This window comes from Cupriavidus sp. KB_39, from assembly GCF_052114485.1.
Taxonomy (GTDB): domain Bacteria; phylum Pseudomonadota; class Gammaproteobacteria; order Burkholderiales; family Burkholderiaceae; genus Cupriavidus.
This window is the reverse complement of the sequence record NZ_JBFREV010000038.1, coordinates 36,877-57,235: the sequence shown is the minus strand read 5'-3', so window position 1 is coordinate 57,235 and position 20,359 is coordinate 36,877. Positions and strand designations below refer to the sequence as shown.

The following is a 20,359-nucleotide window of genomic DNA, read 5'->3' as shown; positions in this document are numbered from 1 at the left end:
GGCACGCTGATCGTGGCGCTGTTGATCGGGCAGACCGGCTGCCAGCTCCACGGGGAACTGAAGGAGGTGGCCTTCGCGCTGTTCATCTTCGCGATGGGCTATTCCGGCGGCCCGCAGTTCTTCGCCAACCTGAACCGCTCCAGCCTGCGCTTCATGGTGCTGCCGCTGATCGAGGCGATTGCCGTTATCTCGATCGTGCTGACCGCCACGCGGATGATGGGCCTGGACCCCGGCACGGCGGCGGGGCTGGCGGCCGGCGCCGCGACAGAATCGGCTGTGGTCGGCACGGCGGCCGAAGCGCTCAAGCACCTTGGCCTGGGCGCGGCGGAAACCACGCGGATGGAATCGAACATCGCCACCGCGTACACGCTGACCTATCTGGTCGGCCTCGTCAGCATTGTCTTCTTCACCAGTCAGGTCGCGCCGATGCTGTTGCGGCTCAACCTGAAGACGGCGTCCCGCGAGCTCGCCACCCGGCTGGAGGCCGCCTCGGATGACGACGTGGCCACGCAACCGGCGCTCCCGCGTCTGGTAGGCCGCGCCTATCGCGCCGAAGGGGCCGCCGGGCTGACCGTCGGCCAGCTTGAACGCCAGATTGGCGGGCGCACCCTCGTCGCGGGCCTGTTCCGCGGCARTGAGGCCGTCACGGCGGAYCCGGACCAGAAGATCGAGGCGGGCGACATCGTCGCCCTGATCGGTGTGCGCGAGCGGCTGGTCAATGCGGGCGAACGGGTCGGCGTGGAGGTGTTGCCGCCGGCGGCCCACCACGATGTGCTCCAGCTCGACGAACGCCAGGTCATCGTCAACAAGCCCGGTCTGAACGGCCGCACGCTGGGCGATCTCGCCCGGGCGGCCACGCAGCGGCATATCCGCTTCGTCTGGGTGCAGCAGATCATGCGCTCCGGCATGAGCCTGCCGATTACGCCRGCGACGCAGTTGCTGCACGGCGACCGCCTGACGCTGGTCGGCACCGACCCGGCGCTGAGCGCGGCCGCGCAGGAGCTGGGCACGGCCGTGCGCCACGTGGACACCACCGATCTCGTCTTCCTCTGCGTGGGGATCCTGCTGGGTCTGCTGGTGGGCATGCTGTCCGTGACCGTGTACGGGATTCCGATCTCGCTCGGCAGCGGCGGCGGGGCGCTGCTGAGCGGGCTGGTGTTCGGCTGGATCAACTTCAAGCGGCCCGGGCTGGGGGACATGCCGCCGGCTGGCGTCCAGTTGCTGAAGGACCTCGGCTTGGCGATATTTGTCGCCAGCGTGGGATTGTCGGCGGGGCCGGATGCCATCACGCTGGTGCGCGAGCATGGCGCGATGCTGCCGCTGGTCGGCCTCGCCGTGTCGCTCGTGCCGGCTTGCCTGTCGCTATGGATCGGCCACGTGTTCCTGAAGATCGAGGGCCCGTTGCTGATTGGCGCCATCGCCGGGCAGCACGTGAGCACGCCGGCGATCAGCGCCATCCTGGCCGCCAGCCAGAGTTCGGTGCCGCTGCTCGGCTATACGGTGACCTATGCCATCGCCAATGTGATGCTTCCCGTACTCGGGCCGATCATCGTGGCGCTGGCCTACCGGCTGGGGTARCCGYCSCCMKCCCAGATTTTCTCTCTCCCTCCGCTGCGCACTCTGCCGCAGCAAGCCGCGCTCCACATACTGTACGTTTGTACAGTATAGTAGCGCCACACCAGACCCCGCCGGGGCCTGCGAAGCCATCGTAATTCGCCAAGCCGATCGGAGTACGATGGTGGGCTCCGGCGGTGCGTCCGCCCCCTGCATTGCGCTTAACCCATTGATTTGCGAGGCAAAATTGTCCGACCATGGCCTGATCCGCATCCGCGGCGCCCGTCAGCACAATCTCAAGAATATCGACCTTGACCTGCACACGGGCCAGATGACCGTGGTAACGGGCCCCTCGGGCTCGGGCAAGTCCAGCCTGGTCTTCGATACGCTCTACGCGGAAGGCCAGCGCCGCTACGTGGAGACCTTCAGCGCCTACGCGCGCCAGTTCCTGGACCGCATGGACCGTCCGCAGGTGGACAAGGTGGACGGCGTGCCGCCGGCCATCGCCATCGACCAGACCAACCCGGTGCGCAGTTCCCGGTCCACCGTCGGCACCATGACCGAGCTGAACGACCACCTGAAGCTGCTCTACGCGCGCGCGGCCGAACTGTTCGACCGCCAGACGGCGCTGCCGGTGCGTCATGACTCCCCCGAGACCATCTACGCCGAACTGGCCGCCCGCACCGCGCCCGGCCAGCCCTTTGCCGACGCCCGGCTGGTGGTGACCTTCCCCGTGGAACTGCCGGCCTCGGCCACCGAGGAAGAAGTGGCGCAATGGCTGTCCGTCAGCGGCTACACGCGCGTGCACGGCCAGCGCGTGGTCGAGTCCGCCACCGGCAGCCGCAAAGTGCTGGACGTGGTGGCAGACCGCTTCCGCATCGCCAATGTGGACAAGGCCCGCGCCGTGGAGGCCATCGAAGCCTCCCTCAAGCGCGGCGGCGGTCGCGTGAGCGTGCAGGTGGTGACCGACGCCRGCGACGGCCCGGTCTGGCGCTTCTCCACCGGCCTGCACAGCCCGGAAAGCGATATCCGCTACGCGGACCCGCAGCCGGCGCTGTTCTCGTTCAATTCCGCCTATGGCGCCTGCGAGACCTGCCGGGGCTTCGGCCGGGTCATCGGCGTGGACCTGGGCCTGGTGATTCCCGACAGCCGCAAATCGCTGCGCGACGGGGCGATCAAGCCGATGCAGACGCCGGCCTGGAAGGAATGCCAGGACGACCTGATGCGCTACGCCGCCCGCGCCGGCATTCCGCGCGACCTGCCGTGGAACCAGCTCAGCGAGGCCGAGCAGCACTGGGTCATCCACGGCTCGCCGGACTGGAACGGCCAGTGGAACAAGCAGTGGTACGGCGTGATGCGGTTCTTCAGCTACCTGGAATCGAAGGCCTACAAGATGCACATCCGCGTGCTCTTGTCGAAGTACCGCAGCTACACGCCCTGCGAAACCTGCGGCGGCGCGCGCCTCAAGACCGAATCGCTGCTCTGGCGCCTGGGCGACAAGGCCAATGCAGACGCCGTGCTCCAGCCGGATTACCGCTTCCTGCCGCGCGGCGTGGACTGGGATCGCACCCAGCTGGAGGCGCTGCCGGGCCTGACCGTGCACGACCTGATGCTGATGCCGATTGCCCGCATCCGCCGCTTTTTCGACGATCTGACGCTGCCGAGCGCCTTGCTCGACGACGCCCTCAAGCTGCTGCTGGCCGAGGTGCGCACGCGCCTGAAATACCTGTGCGACGTGGGCCTGGGCTACCTGACACTGGACCGCCAGAGCCGCACGCTGTCTGGCGGGGAGGTCCAGCGGATCAACCTGACCACGGCGCTGGGCACCTCGCTGGTCAACACGCTGTTCGTGCTCGATGAGCCGAGCATCGGCCTGCATCCGCGCGACCTGAACCGGATCGTCGAGGCGATGCATCGGCTGCGCGACGCCGGCAACACGTTGGTGGTGGTGGAGCACGACCCCTCGGTCATGCTGGCCGCCGACCGGCTGATCGACATGGGCCCCGGCCCTGGCGAGCGCGGCGGTGACATCGTCTTCGACGGCACSCCGGCGGCCATCCGCCATGAACGYACGCTGACCGGSGAYTACCTCGGCGGGCGGCGCCTTGTGACGGATGCGTCGCACTGGCAGGCGCGCAAGGTCGATGCGGACACGCCGCGCCTCCGGCTGGAAGGCGCCACCGAGCACAACCTGCGCGATGTCAGCGTCGAGATTCCGCTGAACCGGCTGGTCTGCGTGACTGGCGTGTCCGGCTCGGGCAAGTCCACGCTGCTGCAGGACGTGCTGTACCCGGCCATGGCGCGCCATTTCGGCAAGGCCACCGAGTCCCCCGGCGCGTTCCGCGACCTGATCGGCGCCGAGCAGGTGGATGACGTGGTCTTCGTGGACCAGTCACCCATCGGCAAGACCGCGCGCTCCAACCCGGCCAGCTACGTGGGCGCGTTCGACGAGATCCGCAAGCTGTTCGCCCGCGCGCCGCTGGCGCTCCAGCGCGGCTACACGGCCGGCACGTTCAGCTTCAATTCGGGCGACGGGCGCTGCCCGACCTGCGGCGGCTCGGGCTTCGAGCACGTGGAGATGCAGTTCCTGAGCGACGTTTACCTGCGCTGCCCCGATTGCGACGGCACGCGCTATCGCGCCGAGGTGCTAGAGGTGAAGATCGCCCGCGCSGTGCGYGGCCAGCCGYCGCGCCAGTTGAGCGTGGCCGATGTGCTGGAGCTGACCGTCAGCGAGGCSACGGCGCTGTTCGCCGACGATGCCGCCGTCCTGCGCGTGTTGGCGCCGATTGCCGACGTCGGCCTGGAATACGTGAAGCTGGGCCAGCCCGTGCCGACGCTGTCCGGCGGGGAGGCCCAGCGGCTCAAGCTGGCCGGCTTCCTGGCCGAGACCGCGCAGACCCAGCCGGTGAAGAACCGCAAGGCGGTGATCCTGCCCCGGCGGCTGTTCATGTTCGACGAACCCACCACCGGCCTGCATTTCGACGACATCGCCAAGCTGATGCGCGCGTTCGGCAAGCTGCTGGACGGCGGCCATTCGCTGATCGTGATCGAACACAACCTGGATGTGATTCGCGCGGCGGACTGGCTGATCGACCTGGGCCCGGAAGGCGGCGACGCCGGCGGCGAGGTGCTGTGCGTGGGCACGCCCGAGGACGTCAAGGGCTGCGAACACTCGCATACCGGCCATGCGCTGATCCAGTATGACCAGGCCATGGGCGAGGCCGGCACGCTGGCCGCCGAGCGCGCCGAGATGGCCGRGCACGGCCTGCCGCTGCAAGCCGCGCTGCAGGCCAAGCGCGCGCGCCGGGCCATCGAGGGCGAGGGAGTGGTGCGCATCGTCAACGCGCACGAGCACAACCTGAAATCGCTGAATGTCGACATCCCGCACGGGAAGTTCAATGTGATTACGGGCGTCTCGGGCTCGGGCAAATCCACGCTGGCCTTCGACATCCTGTTCCACGAGGGCCAGCGCCGCTATCTGGAATCGCTGAATGCCTATGCGCGTTCGATCGTGCAGCCGGCCGGGCGGCCGGAGGTGGACGCGGTGTATGGCATTCCGCCGACCGTGGCCATCGAGCAGCGGCTGTCGCGCGGTGGCCGCAAGAGCACGGTGGCGACGACCTCCGAGGTCTGGCACTTCCTGCGCCTGCTGTACGTGAAGCTGGGCATCCAGCACTGCGTGCATGACGGCGCGCCGGTGACGTCGCAGAGCGCGGCGTCCATTGTGGCGCAACTGCTGCGCGACCATCGCGGCCAGCATGTGGGCCTGCTGGCGCCGCTGGTGGTGAACCGCAAGGGCGTCTATACGGATCTGGCCAAATGGGCCAAGGCGCGCGGCAACACCCACCTGCGCGTGGACGGCGAATTCCTGCCGGTGGACCCGTGGCCGCGCCTGGACCGCTTCCGCGAGCACACCATCGAACTGCCGGTGGGTGACATCGTGATTTCGGCGGATAACGAGGCGGCGCTGCGCGCGCTGCTGGACCAGACGCTGGAGGTGGGCAAGGGCGTGATGCACCTGCTGGCGCCGCTGGATGGGCTGCACGACGCCATCCATGATGGCAACGGCACCCGCCACGTCGGCGAAACCAAGGTGTTTTCGACGAAGCGCGCCTGTCCGGTCTGTGGCACGAGCTACCCGGAACTCGATCCGCGCATGTTCTCGTACAACAGCAAGCATGGCTGGTGCACCACCTGCGTGGGCACGGGGCTGGCGCTGACCCGCGAGCAGCGCGCGGCATACGACGACACGGTGCTTGGCGCCGACGACAACCGCGGGCGCGAGCAAAGCCTGCCGTCCGAGGAGCAGGAGCCGGAAGGCGTGGGCGATACGCCTTGCGCCGATTGCAGCGGCACGCGCCTGAACCCGGTGGCGCGCGCGGTGACCTTCGAGGCCAGCGCGATTACCGATGTCGCCCAATGGACCGTGTCTGATACGCGGCGCTGGGTGGACGGCCTGCGGCTCAAGGGCCGCGATGCCGAGATCGCGCGCGACGTGGTGTCGGAAATCGCCAGCCGGCTGCAGTTCCTGGAAGAAGTGGGGCTGGGCTACCTGAGCCTGGACCGGGCCGCGCCGAGCCTCTCGGGCGGCGAGGCGCAGCGCATCCGCCTGGCGGCACAGCTCGGCAGCAACCTGCAGGGCGTGTGCTACGTGCTGGACGAGCCGACCATCGGCCTGCATCCGCGCGACAACCAGATCCTGCTGGACGCCCTGCGCAAGCTTGGCGACAAGGGCAACACGCTGGTGGTGGTGGAGCATGACGAGGACACCATCCGCCGTGCCGACCACATCATCGATATTGGCCCCGGCGCCGGCAAGCGCGGCGGGCATCTCGTGGCGCAGGGCGGGGTGGCGGCGCTGGCCGCCGCACCGGACTCCACCACGGGCCAGTTCCTGGCGCGGCCGATCATCCATCCGCTTCAGCCGCGCCGCGCGGTGCGGCCGGCGCGCGCGGGCCGGGAAGCCGAGCCGGCGCAATGGCTGACCGTGGAGGGTGCGCATCTACATAACCTGCGCCATGTCACGGCGCGGATTCCGCTGGCGCGTCTGGTGGCGATTACCGGCGTGTCCGGCTCGGGCAAGTCCACGCTCGCGCGGGACGTGCTGATGACCAACCTGCTGGACGCCGTGGGGCGCTCGGTAATGTCGTCGCCGGCCACGCGCCGGGCCCGGGCTGCCGCCGAGAAGGCCGGCAAGCCTACGGCCACGCGCGCGCTGAATGTGGCGCATGCGTGGCATGGCTGCACGTCGATCAGCGGTTGGGAGTCCATCGATCGCGTGCTGGAGGTCGACCAGACCCCCATCGGCAAGACGCCGCGCTCGTGCCCGGCCACCTATATCGGTGTCTGGGACGCGATCCGGAAGATGTTTGCGGAGACGCTGGAGGCCAAGGCGCGCGGCTACAGCGCCTCGCGCTTCTCGTTCAATACCGGCGACGGGCGCTGCCCGGCCTGCGAGGGCCAGGGCGTGCGCACCATCGGCATGAGCTTCCTGCCCGATGTGAAGGTGCTGTGCGACGTCTGCCATGGCCAGCGCTTCAACCCGGAGACGCTGGCGGTGACCTGGCGCGGCAAGAACATCGGCGATGTACTGACCATGGAGATCGACGAGGCGGTGGAGTTCTTCGGCGCCATCACGCAGATCGCCCATCCGCTGCAACTGATGAAGGATGTCGGCCTCGGCTACCTGACGCTGGGGCAGCCATCGCCCACGCTGTCTGGCGGGGAGGCGCAGCGGATCAAGCTGGTGACGGAGCTGTCGAAGGTGCGTGACGACATCACGCGCCGGGGCCAGAAGGCGCCGCACACGCTGTATGTGCTCGATGAACCGACCGTTGGCCTGCATATGGCCGATGTGGCGCGGCTGATTCGCGTGCTGCACCGGCTGACCGATGGCGGGCACAGCGTGGTGGTGATCGAGCATGACCTCGACGTGATTGCCGAAGCGGACTGGATCATCGATCTCGGCCCGGAGGGTGGGGCGGCCGGCGGCACCATCGTCGGCGCGTCGGACCCGGAGACGCTGTCGCGAAACGCGGCGAGCCATACCGGCGCGGCGCTGGTGCCGGTGCTGGCGCGCGAACCCCACGAAGGCGCCGAGCAGGAAAAGCGGGGGATCGCAGTGGAATGAGGGTGGAATAAGCGTGAATGTGATGAAAAAGACCTGATCCAGGTTGCTCCCACTGCATTCCTGGCATAGAGTCGTTCCGATATCCCCGTCATCCGACGGTCCGTAGCCGATACCGGAACCGACCCGATGCCCCGTTTTTCATCACGCTTTCTTTCTCGTTTCTCTGATGTGCCGTTGGCCAGCCTCGGGCTGGCCACAGTCGCCTTGCTGGCGGCGTGCACCACGCCGCCCCCGGCCCCGCCGCAGCGCATGCCTGCGTCACCCTCCACCACGATTACACCGGCGCCGGGCGTCACCTATGGCGGCTCCGGTGGCCTGAGCCGTTCGCAGATGGAAGCCGCCGGCAACGCCTGCGAAAAGGCCGTCACCAACGCGGTCAAGCAGCGCTATCCGCAGCCCGGCAGCGTGATGATGATGCCGGACCGTGAACGAATCTATCAGCAGACCAGCACGCAAACCGGCGTCAACGGCGAGGGCACCTTCGAGCCCGATGCCTCGGACTCGGCCATGGCCTTCCGCTACACCTGCCTGTTCAACACGCGCACCAGCCGCGTGGACGACGTGCAGATGCGGTACTGAATCGTTGACTTATCCAGCATTTCGCTGATATCGCGCCGCTAACGGTGGGAAACCTCTTCCCATCGGCCGCGATCTCCCGGCAACTTCCCTCTGATCTATTAAGCGGACGCTGAAGCGGCTTCAGCAGGCCCGCGCGTTTTCCCGTATTGTCTCGATCTGGCGACATGGACGGCCCCCCGTCCGGCGCCTTCGCCCCGATCGCCCCTACTGGTAATCCGACCGTGCAGACCCCCGCCAGCCAGCCGTCCTCCGCGCCGCCCAGCCCGGCCACGCAGCCCCCGCTCGACAACGCCATGACGCCCCGCGAGAAGCGCGGCATGGCGGCGATCATGATCGCGGTGGCGCTGGCCACGCTCGACACGGCCATCGCCAATACCGCGCTGCCGGCCATCGCGGCGGACCTGCGCAGCACCCCGCAGGCCTCAGTCTGGATCATCAACGCCTACCAACTGGCGATGGTGGCCACGCTGCTGCCGTTCGCCGCGCTGAGCGGCATCGTCGGTCACCGGCGCATGTATCTGAGCGGGGTGATCGTCTTCGTCATCTCGTCGGTGATCTGCGCCATGGCGTGGTCGCTGCCGTCGCTGGCTGCCGCGCGGGCGCTGCAGGGCATCGGCGCCGCCGCCATCATGAGCGTGAACACGGCACTGATTTCCGCGATTTTTCCGATGCACCGGCTTGGGCGCGGGCTGGGGCTGAACGCGTTGATCGTCGGGGTGTCGTTCGCGGTCGGGCCGACCGTGGCGTCCGTCATCCTCTCGTTCGGCACCTGGCCGTGGCTGTTCGCCGTGAACCTGCCGATCGGGCTGCTGGCGCTGTCSATCGGCTGGCGCTCGCTGCCGGAGAGCAAGCGCAGCACGCATGGCTTCGACCCCGTGGCGGCCATCCTCAACGTCATTACCTTCGCGGCGCTGATCTTCGCGCTCGGCGAGGGCGTGCAGCGCGAGCCGGTGGAATACGTGGTGGCAGCCGCCGTGGTGTTCCTCATCGCCTTCGTGCTGCTGCTGCGCCGCGAACGCGGTCATCCGGCCCCGATGCTGCCGGTGGACCTGTTCCGTCGGCCGATGTTCGCGCTGTCCACGCTGACCGCCGTCTGCTCGTTCGCCGCGCAGGGGCTGGCCTTCGTGTCGCTGCCGTTCTATTTCGAGCATGTGCTGGGGCGCAATCCGGTGGAAACCGGCTTCCTCCTGACGCCGTGGTCCGCCGTGGTCGCGCTGATGGCGCCGCTGGCGGGGCGCCTGTCTGACCGCTATCCGCCCGGCCTGCTCGGCGGGGTGGGGCTGGCCGTCATGGCGGTCGGCATGGCGTCGCTGGCGATGATGCCGGCGGATGCCAGCGCGCTGAACATCGGCATCCGCATGGCGATCTGCGGGGCTGGCTTCGGTTTCTTCCAGTCGCCCAACCTCAAGGCACTGATGGGCAGCGCGCCGCGCGAGCGCTCGGGCGGTGCCAGCGGGGTGATTGCCACGGCGCGCCTGATCGGTCAGGCCACGGGCGCTGCGCTGGTGGCGCTGTCGTTCAGCATTGCCGGCGAGCATGGGCCGACCCTGGCGCTGTCGCTCGGCGCCGGKTTTGCCGGGCTGGCGGCCATCGCCAGCGGCCTGCGGCTGGTGACGCCGCAAAGTGCGGACAGCGCGGACAGCGCCGCGATGCGGGCCGCCGGCAAATAATCAGGAMATAAGCGGCGCCGCTTTGTGCGCGCACAGCTTGTAGAAACTGCATGCCGTAGGTGGATGATTCGCCACACCGGGCGCCTGCCGCGCTCGGTATGAAACTTGCCGCTTCTTCCGTATCGGGGCCGCGTCTCGCGCCCCAGCCCATGGAGGAACGCAATGAAGCGATCAGACGACTATGGCCGACGCCGGTGGCCGGACCAGCGTTACGGCGGCTCGGAGCAAGGCTACGGTCACGTACCGGGCGATGATCGGAACTGGCGGGAACGCGACCTGTCGGGCGGCCGGTACGGCAACACGCGCGACCGCAATCCCTATGACGCCAGCGACAACGGCTGGAACGCGCCCGACGACAATGTGCGCGACGATGGCGCCTGGCGGCGCGGCCGTACGGCATGGGGCACGGAATCGGGCCGGCAGGGCAACCAGGCACGTGGCGGCCCGGTCTACTATCCAGCCCGCTCCACCTACGACGAGAACCGCGACGAGAGCACGCCGCACAACCGCGGCTACGTGACCGCCTACAGCAGCGGCTATGAGGATGGCTATCAGGCCGCCTCGCGCTCGCCCGGCACCACGCCCGCCCGGCGCGCCGACCCCAATCCCCCTTACGAGCCCTACCAGCCCCAGCCCCAGCCCCAGCGCGGCTACGAGGCCGAGGCCGGCCGCAACTACCGCCAGCGCTCACGCGGTGACCAGTCGTTCGGGCAGGAGCGGTCGCCCTATGGCTATTCGCGCCGGGTGGGACCGAAGAACTACACCCGCACCGACGAGCGCATCCGCGAGGAACTGTGCGAGCGGCTGGCCCATCAGTCGGGCCTCGACGTGAGCGAAGTGGACGTCACGGTCATGGGCAGCATCGTCACCCTGACCGGCTCGGTGGACAATCGGCGCATCAAGTACGAGGTGGAAGACATTGCCGATGACACCTTCGGCGTGACGGATGTGATCAACAAGCTCCACATCCGCCCGTATGGCGTGCTGGCCTCGGAATAATCGAACTAGTGTCGAACTAGTGTCGAACTAGTGTCGAACTAGTCCGATTTGCCCCCCTCGCGAAAGACAATGCCCCGGTTCGCCGGGGCATTTTTCATGGGATGGCCCGGAGACGGGCACCCTAGAGATCGCTGCCGTTCGGCGGATTTTCCATGCGCTTGTCGGTCTGGTCGGCCCGGTCGACCGGGGTGTCGGACGGCAGGGACTCGGCGGCGCGCTGCACTTCGTCGGAGATCTCGTCCTCGGGGTTGTCTTCCTCGGCCACGTGGAGGTCGCGCTCGGCCTGGCCCAACTCCCGTTCCAAGTCGCTGGCATCGGTGTCCAGGTTGGGATCGAGCGTGCTGGGGATGCTCTCGGGGTCGCTGGCGCCGGTCTGGTCCCCTCGTCGGGAGGGCGTGTCATGCGGATGGCGGGACGTCTTGCTCATGATGGGGCTCCTGATGATCGATTCATGGTCGGTTCACATGTCCTTCGACAAGAAGGGCGGCAAGTTGCATGCCAGTCGGCACATCCCGCTCGGCGGGGCGGCCGGCATGCGCAACGGCAGGGGCGAAGGTTTAGGGTTTTCACCAAGACCCGCCGCCGCCTATAGTTCCAGGCAGGGGACCGCGACACACATTCGCCACGCAGACCGCCCGCCAGAGGCTGGAATGCCAATTGCTCAGGGATGGTGGGCTGCGTGACCTACGCGGTGCAGGGCACCGCCAGGCGTCAGCCAGGGAGATCACGATGAACTTGTCCGGCATCCTGGTGACGATGAGCCTGGCCTCGTCGGTAGCCGTCTCCTCCACGCCCGTGGAAAAACAACTGCTCTCCATCAGTCCGCGCGACTTCGCCCACCAGTTCAACGCCGTGGCGACGGGCGCCGGGTCTCGCCTCGCGCTGCCCGATTTCCGCGCCAAACCCGGCTGGCATCGCGCCAAGACCAGCGAGGGCATTTCCGTGCTCGTGCGCGCGGCCCACACCGGGTACGCCATCGACGAGGTGGTGGTGGTCTGCCGCGCCGTGGAACAGTGCCTGATGACGATCTGCACGGCCGCGCTTGCCATCGACGCCACCGTGGACCCGGTGCTGCTCCAGCGCTTCATTGCCGCGCGCATCGCCGCGCAGTTGGGCGAGGTGGCCCTGGTCATGTCGGGTCTGSTGTACCTGGTGGTGTCGCCCAAGGACGACGACTATGTGGCGCTGGTGATCCGGCCGTACCAGCCGCAGCAGGAACTGACCGCGCCGCGCCAGGCGGGGCTGCTGCGCGCCGGCTATCCGCAAGGTTAGGGCGCTGCCCTCCTAGTGCAGCGGCGGACTCATCCGCCGCGACGTCATGCCTGCGGCCCGCGCGGGAGAGAACTCGGCTACGCGATGCTCGAGCAGCCGCTGCAATTCCGTGGCGCCCCGGTAGTAATGGGCGAGCAGCAGCCGCAGGTCCGGATCGTCGATCGGCTCGCGCAGCAGTGCGCCATAGGCGCTGGCCGCGCGGCCGGCCTGTTGTGCCGCGTGGCGCAGCAGCAGCAACTCGCCGGCGTCCGGCGAGGGCGTGCCGGGGCTGCCCGGCGTATCGCGCCGCGGTGGGGGCACGGCAGAGCCGTGCGATGTACCGTGTCCGTCGCCCAGACTGGCGCCGGCCCGGACGGCCAGTTCGGCTGCCGCACAGCGCTGCATGTTCGCCCGATGCGCCAGCACGGCGCGCATCTGCGGGTCAGACGCCGCAGCGGCCACGGCGGACAACGACTCTGCGCACGACTGGGCATGGCGGCTCAGTCGGGCGAGTGTAGTAGTCAATGCATCCATCTACGTCTCCGTCATGTCCTTGCAGTTGTCTTGTCATGTCTCACTGTAGGAGACGGTAGCCGTTCCGGGACCAAAGCCCTATCCATATCGCCCTGAAATTTCGTGCAGATCTGAGTTGAATGCACGCAAAACGCCGCCCGCCTGCAAACGCAGTGGGCGGCGCGGGTGATGACCGGTCGGCGGGCTTGGCGCGAACTTAGCGCTTGGTGCCCGGCGCCGGGTCCGGCGAGTCACCCTTCGGGCCGGACGGTGCGTCGGCGGTCGGCACCGCGGGGGCGCCTTGCTCGCGCGGCTTCTTCGAACGTGCCGTGGAGTCCTTCTTGGTGGTCGAGCTGTCCTTGTGCATGGTCGAGCCGCTGCTCATCGTGCCGCTGCTGCCGGGTTGGGTGGCAGAAGGCAAGGTGCCGCGCTGCGTGCTGGGGCCTTCAGGGGCCGGCGGCGCGCTCGGGTTCGGCACGTTCGGCGAGACGGGGGCCTGGCCGCCCCCCTGGGCCATGGCAGGCATCGCGATCAGCGCGCTGAGGGCGAGGGCGGTTGCGGTAAGCGTGCGTTTCATGTCGGTTTCTCCAAGATTGTGTCCTCACGGTAGTTCCACGATATTCGGGACGGCCGYCTGCCACTTGGGGGCGATGCCTGAAACGCATGTAGGACATCGACTACTTTGCCGCCGGTGCTGGGTTTTGCACGTTTTATATCGGCATGTAAAAGGGGAAAGGTCGGAGATGGGTACGAGGACGCCCGGCGTGCGCCGTGGGGCGCACGGGCCGTGCTGTGGCGCGCGGTATGGAATTTGCGTCCCGGTTGAGAAGCACGAGAGAAGCACGGCGGCGTGGCGTGGCAAGAGAGGGCGCCGCGATCGACGATCAACCGGAGATCCACATGAACCAGGGCAACTACAGGGGTGGCGGGTCCGACGACCGCAMCTCGGGCGGCTACGGCAGTGACCGCGACGACGATCGCAACAYCGACGACCAACGYGGCAGCACCCAGCGCGCCGGTTGGCAGAATCAGGGCGGCAGCCACTGGCAGCGCCAGCAACAGGCCGACAGCGGCAACTGGCTGTCCCATCAGCAGCAAGGGAATCAGCAACAAGGCGGYGGCTCCGATTGGCAAGGRCGCCCCAGCCAGCAGCAGGGCGGCGGCAGCGACTGGCAGGGCAGCGGCCAACAGGGCGGCAACCAGCAGGGCCGCAACCAGAGCACCTCSCAGGAATCCTCCGTGCGGACGGGAAGCGGCTACGGCGGCTATCAGGGTCAATCGGAGCGCTACGGCAGCGAGCAGAACGAGCGTAGCCGGGGCGAACGCGAACGCTATGGCGAGGACCCCTCGTCGCTGTACGGCCAGCGCAGCGGCTACGGCGGCGATCCGCGCCGCATGGAAGCGCACCGCTACGGCGGCAACCGCGCCGGCGAGGGCTGGAACCCCGGCGCCGCGCGGGATCAGGGCGGCCCCGCCGGCTATGGCGAAGGCCGCTACGGCGAGTATGGCGAAGGCCAGCAGCGCGGATCTGGATCGCGCGAGCGCTTTGTCGGCTCGGGCGAGCGTGAGCGCTGGGGCGACTGGCATCAGGAAGGCCGTGCCGGCCGTGGCAGCGAATGGTCGAGCCAGCAAGGCAGTCAGGGTGACGAATGGGGCCAGGGCCGCAGCCAGGGCGGCGCGCGCGGCGGCTGGGAAAGCCAGCAGCGGAGCCGCAGSATGCAGCAGCAGAACCCGCGCCGCCAGATGAGCGGTCAGTGGCCTGACGCGTCACGCAGCGGCGGCGCGCCGTGGGATGAGCCGGGGCATTCGCCGGATATGCGGACCCACTATCCCGGCGCCTATGGCGTGTCCGACTACGAGCCATCCGCCGGGCAGCAGGGCACCCGTAACTGGGGCGGCCAGTCCGCCGGATCACGCGGCTATGGCGGCGCCAGCCGCTCGGCCGGGTTCGACCGGGCCGGCTACGACCGCGACGACCGGGCCTACGAGCAGTTCACMGGTGCCAACGAGCGTAGCTCGCTCAATCGCGGCTATGGCGGCGCGGGCGGCTCGGCGGCGGCGCGTGCCCAGCGCGTGGCGCCCAAGGGCTACCAGCGGTCGGATGAACGTATCCGCGAAGACCTCTGCGAACGCCTGACCCACAGCGGCCGCCTCAACGTCCGCGACGTGGAGGTGACGGTATCTGGCGGCGTGATCACGCTGAGCGGCTCGGTGATGGACCGGCAGCAGAAGTACCGCATCGAGGATATTGCCGACGATGTGTTCGGCGTGAAGGACGTGCAGAACCAGTTGCGGGTGCAGCGCGAAGCGGGAGGCCAATCGGGCAGTCAATCGGCCATGCAATCGGGCAGCCGTCTCGGCGGTTTGAGTACCTCGGGCAGCTCGGGCAGTGCGAGCACCACCCCCGGTTCCTCGTCCAGCGGCTACACCAGCGCACTGGAGGCCGGCCGGACCGGCAAGGCGCCCACSGSCACAGATCCGCAGTCCGGTTCGACCCCAMCCGGCAAATCGTCCACCTGATGGAAGGGAGCCACCATGAGTGAACTGAACCCGGCGCCCGGCGCGGGCGCCGACCRCAGCCAGCGCGCCACGCGCGTGCGCTCCGATGCGTCGCTGCATGACCTGCTATGCGAGCGCCTCTGGCGCAGCGGGATCGATGTGAGCGAGGTGTCGGTGACCGTGCAAGAAGGCGCGGTGACGCTGGAAGGCGCCATCGGCACCCGGGCTGACCGGGCGCGCGTCGAGGACGCCATCGACCGGATTCCCGGCGTGCGCGCCGTGGAGAACCGCGTCCGCGTGGCGCCTGACCGGTCTTCGGCAGGCCGCTAGCGGAAAGCGCGGAAAGACTGAACGCGGAACCTTAACGCGGAACGAATCAAGCCGGACGTTGCAACGCAGGACGACCATCCGTATCACAGCAAGAAGAAGGAGACGCCCATGCCATTCGCCTATGCAGGAACGCGCCGCCGGCGCAACCGCGACCGTCGTCGCAACCATGATGCGATTGGCGCCGATGCCGGCCAGCGTGGCGAGAACCCGCAGGCGCCGCAATCCAGCCCGCAATCCAGCCCGCAGTCCAACGCCGAGCCCTCGGGCCCGCAGTCCAACCCGCAGGCGGAGCGGGGCAAGCCGGACGAGCGGGGCAACGCGCCACCCGGCGTGGGGGAGCAGGACCTCCACGACCCCGGCAGCCGCGACCCCGATGCGCCGCCCGTGGACAACCGCTCCTGACATGAAAAACGCCCCCGAGGGGGCGTTGCCACAGGACGGGGGGATGGGCGTCAGGCCGCAGCCATGCGCGCAATCCCGCAATCCATCTGGAACGTGGAGGGGCTGGATGTTTCGGCCTCTTCCGTTTCTTCTACGTCGTCTGCTGCCTCAGCCTGCTCGTCCTCCACGCGCAGCGAGACTTTGAGGCGCTCCGCTGCCGCACGGCCCACCCGGATGGCTTCGTCCCGGGTCTTGTGACGGCTGATGGCGCGCGGCACGCCGTCCGCCCGCAGATCCCAAAAGCCGTCGTTCAGCACGATGTGAAAATTCTTCGGCATGGTGAATGTGCTCCTGGTCGCTTCCCGATTATTGAGAGGTCCGTCTCCACGCGGACTGCCAATATTCTCGGATGGCGACCCCGGCATGCTGCATCGGCGTTTGTCTGACAGGGCTGTCGGTGGCCGCCGCYTGGCGCGTGACGCGGGCGGATCTCGTCGCGGCGGGAGCGCCCGCGCCCCCCGCCATGTTCATGTTTCGCCGCCTGTTCAATCGGGCTGAACAGCGCGAAAAGTTGAACAGCGGCGTCCTTTGGTCCATGATCGGGGTTACTTTTCCCGATTCCCGTTCGGCGACCCGGAGGACGCAGCCATGGACCAGAAGGCGGGCGATATCGACTGGGTGGAGGCCGCGCTGGTGGCCCTGCACCGCACTACGGGCATGCAGGCCCGCATCCGCCATGGCCGGCGCGACCCGGGCGGCGAGGCGCCGGTGGCCGCCATTTCCCTGCGGCGCGGCGACGCCGCCCATCGCTACGCGGTGGAGTGCCGGCGCTCGGTGCGCACGGTCGCGGACCTCTCCGTGGTGCGCGCCCAGTTGCAGGAGCGCGCGCCGGGCCTGCTCGTCACCACCTACCTGACCCCGGCGCTGGCCGGGCAGTGCCGCGAGATGGGGCTCCAGTTCCTCGACACGGCCGGCAATACCTTCCTCGATGCCCCGGAATTGTTCGTCTTCGTCATCGGCCAGACCCCGCCGGACAGCGTGGTGCGGCCCGCCGTGCGCATCAGCGGCAACCCGAGTTCCCAGCGGATGGTCTTCGCGCTGCTGTGCCAGCCGGAACTGCTCCAGGCCACGTACCGGGAAATCGCCCGRGTCAGCGGCATTGCGCTGGGCTCGGTGGGGGCGGTGTTCAACGGGCTGTCCGCGCGCGGCTGGCTGCTGGAGACGCGCGAGGACGAGGGGCGGCGCCTGACCGCGCCGGACCGGCTGCTCGATGAATGGGTGGCCAACTATCCGACCATCCTGCGCCACCGGCTACAGCCGCGCCGCTTCAGTGCGCCGGCKGCGGACTGGTGGCAGGCGGTCAACGCAACGGAGCTGGGCGGCTACTGGAGTGGCGAGGTCGCGGCGGCGGCGATGGTCGGCGGGATTCGTCCGGCCAGCCAGACGCTCTATATCGCCCCCGCGCGGATGGCGGGCGCGCTCCAGATGCTGACCCAGAAACACCGGCTGCAGCCGGACCCGGACGGCACGGTGGAGGTGCTCGAAGCGTTCTGGGACCCATCGGTAGAGGGGCTGGAGTCCCCGCCGCCGGGCCGGCCGGACCTGGCGCCGCCCGTCCTCGTTTATGCCGACCTGATGGCCACGCTCGATGCGGACCACCTCGCGGAGGCCACGCAGTTGCGCAAGGCGCGCATCAAGGACGTGCTGGACCGGTTCTAGGCCACCGGCCAGCCGTCGCCTGATCTCGTTCAAATTTCGTCTGCTCGGCTCCCTTACTGGTTCTTCATCGCCGCAGCCAGCCGCGCGATGATCTCCCCCTCGCTCTTGAATGCCTTCTGCGCATAGGCCGAATACTGCTCGGGGCCCATGTAGTTGGTGATCATGCCGTACTGGCGCGTCACGTTCAGGAACTTGGGGTCCTTGAGCGCGTTGCGGAACGCTTCGTCAAGCCGCTTGACCACCGCGGGCTTCATGCCGGCCGGCCCGATCACGCCGAACGGCGAGTTCGACCAGACCGGATAGCCGATTTCCTTGAGCGTGGGGGCGTCCGGGAAGTCCGCCGCGCGCTTCTCCGACAGCGTGGCCAGCACCCGCATCTGGCCGCTCTGCACATAGGGCAGCAGGGTGTTGGACAGCACAGCCACGTCCGACGAGCCGCTCAGCAGGGCGGTGATGGCCTCGGCGTCGCCCTTATARGGCACGTGGGTCCAGTTCGACTGGGWGACGCGCGCCAGTTCCGAAATCGTCAGATGCTGGCTGCCATAGATGCCGGTGGTGCCGTAGCTGATGCCGCGCTTGTCGGCCTTGGCCTCGGCAATCAGYTCCTGCATGGTCTGCCAYTTGGCGTCCTTCTTCACCGCCACCGCGAAGTTGTAGTCCGCGATCATCGACACGTAGGTCAGGTCCTTGAGCGGGTCGTAGCGCATCTTCTGCACGTGCGGCAGGCGGAAGATCACCACCGGCGCCATGCTGAGCGTGTAGCCGTCCGGCTCGGTGGTCACCATCTGCGTGGCGCCCAGCGTGCCGCTGACGCCCGGCTTGTTCTCCACCACGATGGTCTGGCCCAGCTCGCGCCCGGCCGCATCGGCCAGCGCGCGGGCCACCTGGTCGGTCACGCCGCCGGCGCCGTAGGGCACGATCAGGCGGATCGGGCGGGTGGGGAATTCATCGGCGGCCTGCGCGACGCCCGGCAGGATGCCGGCGCCCGTGGCGGCCACGGCGGCGCCGGCCATGGCGAAGCGGACAAAGGTACGACGTTGCATGTTGTCTCCTTGGGTTCGTCACGCCGGATCGTGGTTGTCCGGCTGGCAATACATCTGCCGCAGTATGACCGGGAGACAGGGCGCGCGGGGCGCCTGGTAGAAGGTGCGAGCCCGCTATCCGTCGATTTCATCGACGTCATGCGCCGGCTGCATTGGCGCCTCCGGGTAAGTCCGGAGGCGCCGGGGGAGCGTTGGAGGAAGCGCGCCCGACGAATGTCAGGCGGCGATCACGCGGGTGCGGATGAAGGCATCGTCACGCATCAGCGCCTCGGCCCAGCCGGCCGGCGGCACCAGGCTGATGTCGGTGATGGCGTAGCCGATATCCCCGGCAGTTTGCAGCTGCTGCGCCACGATATTGGCGCCGATCTCGGCCAGCGCCTGGTTGAAGTGCGACAGCGTGCCGGGCCGGTTGTAGTGGATGTTCAGGATGCGCGCCGGGGCCTCGAGCGGGTTCGGCTGGATCTCCGGCAGGTTCACCGCGCCGATGGTCGCGCCGGTCTCCAGGAAGTTGGCGAGCTTGGTCGCTACTTCCACGCCGATGTTCTCCTGGGCTTCCTCGGTGCTGCCGCCCACGTGCGGGGTCAGGATGACATTGGGCTTGCCCTGCAGCGGCGTGACGAACGGATCKGTGTTGCTGCGCGGCTCCTCCGGGAACACGTCGATGGCGGCGCCGGCCAGGTGGCCGTCGTCCAGATGCTGGGCGAGGGCCGGAATATCCACCACCGTGCCGCGCGAGGCGTTGAGCAGGATGGCGCCGCGCTTCATGGACGAAAGCGCCCGCGCGTTGAGCAGGCCGCGCGTCTGGGGCGTGGCGGGCACGTGCAGCGTCACCACATCGGCCTGCGCCAGCGCGTCTTCCAGCGTGTGGGCGGGCATGGCCGAGCCGAGCGAAAGGCGCGGGCGGATGTCGTAGAACACCACGCGCATSCCCATGGCTTCRGCCAGGATGCCGACCTGCGCGCCGATATTGCCGTAGCCGATCACGGCCATGGTCTTGCCGCGAATCTCGAACGAGCCCTTGGCGGAYTTCTGCCACTCGCCCAGATGGGCCGCGCGGCTTTTCTCGGGGATGCGGCGCATCAGCATGATCGCCTGGCCGATGACCAGTTCGGCCACCGAGCGCGTATTGGAGAACGGGGCGTTGAACACCGGAATGCCGGCGTGGGCCGCCGCGCCGAGGTCGACCTGCGAGGTGCCGATGCAGAAGCAGCCCACTGTCAGCAGCTTGCCGGGCTGGGCGAACGTTTCCGCCGTGAGCGTGGTGGCGGAGCGGATGCCAAGCAGTTCGTGCCCCTGCACCGCCTGCTGGAGGGGCTCGCCGGCGAGGGCCTTGCCCTGCGTGGCGACGTCGATCTGATGGCGCCCCAGCATTTGCTGGGCGCTGGCGTGGATATTTTCGAGGAGGATGGCGGTGGCCATGAGGGTCTGCCGAGGGTCAGGAGGTTGGAGATGCTGTGGGCGCGCGGCCATGAGGAACTGAGGRSCTGGCGCGCCGATGCGCTCACCTTATCACTGTCCCTTACCCGTGCTCATGAAGTGGGCATCGCGGGCCACTCGCGGCGCCTCATTGGGTAGATGTCTTTGTCATCGTACAACTAGGGTAATTTCGGTCAACATCCCTTATTCGAATGCTTGCAGCGCCGCTTTTGTTCTCATATGATGTCTGATAACTATAACGAGGACGGAGACAA

At 68.3% G+C, this 20,359-nt stretch carries 16 protein-coding genes; 10 read left to right on the top strand and 6 right to left on the bottom strand.

The annotated features are described in order from the left end of the window. The 5 genes from aspT to AB4Z27_RS23425 all read left to right on the top strand — a co-directional run. Window positions 1-1,578, top strand: a 1,578-nt coding sequence (gene aspT / locus AB4Z27_RS23445) for an aspartate-alanine antiporter (protein ID WP_441645378.1), incomplete at its 5' end; no start/stop codon positions are given. A gap of 223 nt (window positions 1,579-1,801) precedes the next feature. Continuing rightward, window positions 1,802-7,684, top strand: a complete 5,883-nt coding sequence (gene uvrA, locus AB4Z27_RS23440; protein WP_441645376.1) for an excinuclease ABC subunit UvrA — start codon at window positions 1,802-1,804, stop codon at window positions 7,682-7,684. Between the two features lie 126 nt (window positions 7,685-7,810). Beyond that, complete coding sequence (locus tag AB4Z27_RS23435) at window positions 7,811-8,263, top strand: short-chain fatty acid transporter (protein ID WP_255370974.1); 453 nt, start codon at window positions 7,811-7,813, stop codon at window positions 8,261-8,263. A 293-nt stretch (window positions 8,264-8,556) separates the two neighbouring features. Continuing rightward, window positions 8,557-9,933: an MFS transporter gene (locus AB4Z27_RS23430; protein ID WP_092300759.1), complete on the top strand. Its 1,377-nt coding sequence runs from the start codon at window positions 8,557-8,559 to the stop codon at window positions 9,931-9,933. 162 nt (window positions 9,934-10,095) lie between these two features. Next, window positions 10,096-10,932 (top strand): BON domain-containing protein, encoded by an 837-nt coding sequence (locus AB4Z27_RS23425; protein WP_092300614.1) that lies wholly within the window; start codon window positions 10,096-10,098, stop codon window positions 10,930-10,932. 121 nt (window positions 10,933-11,053) lie between these two features. Here AB4Z27_RS23425 and AB4Z27_RS23420 read toward each other — a convergent pair whose 3' ends face one another. Then, a complete protein-coding gene (locus tag AB4Z27_RS23420) occupies window positions 11,054-11,359 on the bottom strand; it encodes a hypothetical protein (RefSeq protein WP_092300610.1) in 306 nt (101 codons plus the stop codon). A gap of 302 nt (window positions 11,360-11,661) precedes the next feature. On the opposite strand from AB4Z27_RS23420, the gene AB4Z27_RS23415 reads away from it, so the two are divergent. Beyond that, window positions 11,662-12,204, top strand: a complete 543-nt coding sequence (locus tag AB4Z27_RS23415; RefSeq protein ID WP_441645375.1) for a malto-oligosyltrehalose synthase — start codon at window positions 11,662-11,664, stop codon at window positions 12,202-12,204. A gap of 12 nt (window positions 12,205-12,216) precedes the next feature. Here the strand turns inward: AB4Z27_RS23415 and AB4Z27_RS23410 are convergent, their stop codons facing one another. Together AB4Z27_RS23410 and AB4Z27_RS23405 are read right to left on the bottom strand one after the other, a co-directional pair. After that, window positions 12,217-12,717, bottom strand: coding sequence for a hypothetical protein (locus AB4Z27_RS23410; RefSeq protein ID WP_092300604.1), 501 nt, complete (start codon window positions 12,715-12,717; stop codon window positions 12,217-12,219). A 196-nt stretch (window positions 12,718-12,913) separates the two neighbouring features. Continuing rightward, window positions 12,914-13,273: a hypothetical protein gene (locus AB4Z27_RS23405; RefSeq protein ID WP_441592989.1), complete on the bottom strand. Its 360-nt coding sequence runs from the start codon at window positions 13,271-13,273 to the stop codon at window positions 12,914-12,916. A 323-nt stretch (window positions 13,274-13,596) separates the two neighbouring features. Between AB4Z27_RS23405 and AB4Z27_RS23400 the strand changes: the two genes are divergently transcribed. The 3 genes from AB4Z27_RS23400 (at window position 13,597) to AB4Z27_RS23390 (ending at window position 15,927) form a co-directional block, all read left to right on the top strand. Beyond that, window positions 13,597-15,216 (top strand): BON domain-containing protein, encoded by a 1,620-nt coding sequence (locus AB4Z27_RS23400; RefSeq protein ID WP_441645374.1) that lies wholly within the window; start codon window positions 13,597-13,599, stop codon window positions 15,214-15,216. Between the two features lie 15 nt (window positions 15,217-15,231). Further along, window positions 15,232-15,525, top strand: a complete 294-nt coding sequence (locus tag AB4Z27_RS23395; RefSeq protein ID WP_441645373.1) for a BON domain-containing protein — start codon at window positions 15,232-15,234, stop codon at window positions 15,523-15,525. Window positions 15,526-15,633: 108 nt separating this feature from the next. Further along, window positions 15,634-15,927, top strand: a complete 294-nt coding sequence (locus AB4Z27_RS23390) for a hypothetical protein (protein WP_441645372.1) — start codon at window positions 15,634-15,636, stop codon at window positions 15,925-15,927. A gap of 50 nt (window positions 15,928-15,977) precedes the next feature. On the opposite strand, the gene AB4Z27_RS23385 is transcribed toward AB4Z27_RS23390, so the two are convergent. Beyond that, a complete protein-coding gene (locus AB4Z27_RS23385; protein WP_441592994.1) occupies window positions 15,978-16,244 on the bottom strand; it encodes a DUF2188 domain-containing protein in 267 nt (88 codons plus the stop codon). Between the two features lie 310 nt (window positions 16,245-16,554). On the opposite strand from AB4Z27_RS23385, the gene AB4Z27_RS23380 reads away from it, so the two are divergent. Next, window positions 16,555-17,625: a type IV toxin-antitoxin system AbiEi family antitoxin gene (locus AB4Z27_RS23380; RefSeq protein ID WP_092300590.1), complete on the top strand. Its 1,071-nt coding sequence runs from the start codon at window positions 16,555-16,557 to the stop codon at window positions 17,623-17,625. Window positions 17,626-17,678: 53 nt separating this feature from the next. On the opposite strand, the gene AB4Z27_RS23375 is transcribed toward AB4Z27_RS23380, so the two are convergent. Together AB4Z27_RS23375 and serA are read right to left on the bottom strand one after the other, a co-directional pair. Beyond that, complete coding sequence (locus tag AB4Z27_RS23375; RefSeq protein ID WP_441645371.1) at window positions 17,679-18,668, bottom strand: tripartite tricarboxylate transporter substrate binding protein; 990 nt, start codon at window positions 18,666-18,668, stop codon at window positions 17,679-17,681. 216 nt (window positions 18,669-18,884) lie between these two features. Further along, window positions 18,885-20,087, bottom strand: coding sequence for a phosphoglycerate dehydrogenase (serA, locus tag AB4Z27_RS23370; protein ID WP_092300584.1), 1,203 nt, complete (start codon window positions 20,085-20,087; stop codon window positions 18,885-18,887). Between the last annotated feature and the right edge of the window lie 272 nt (window positions 20,088-20,359).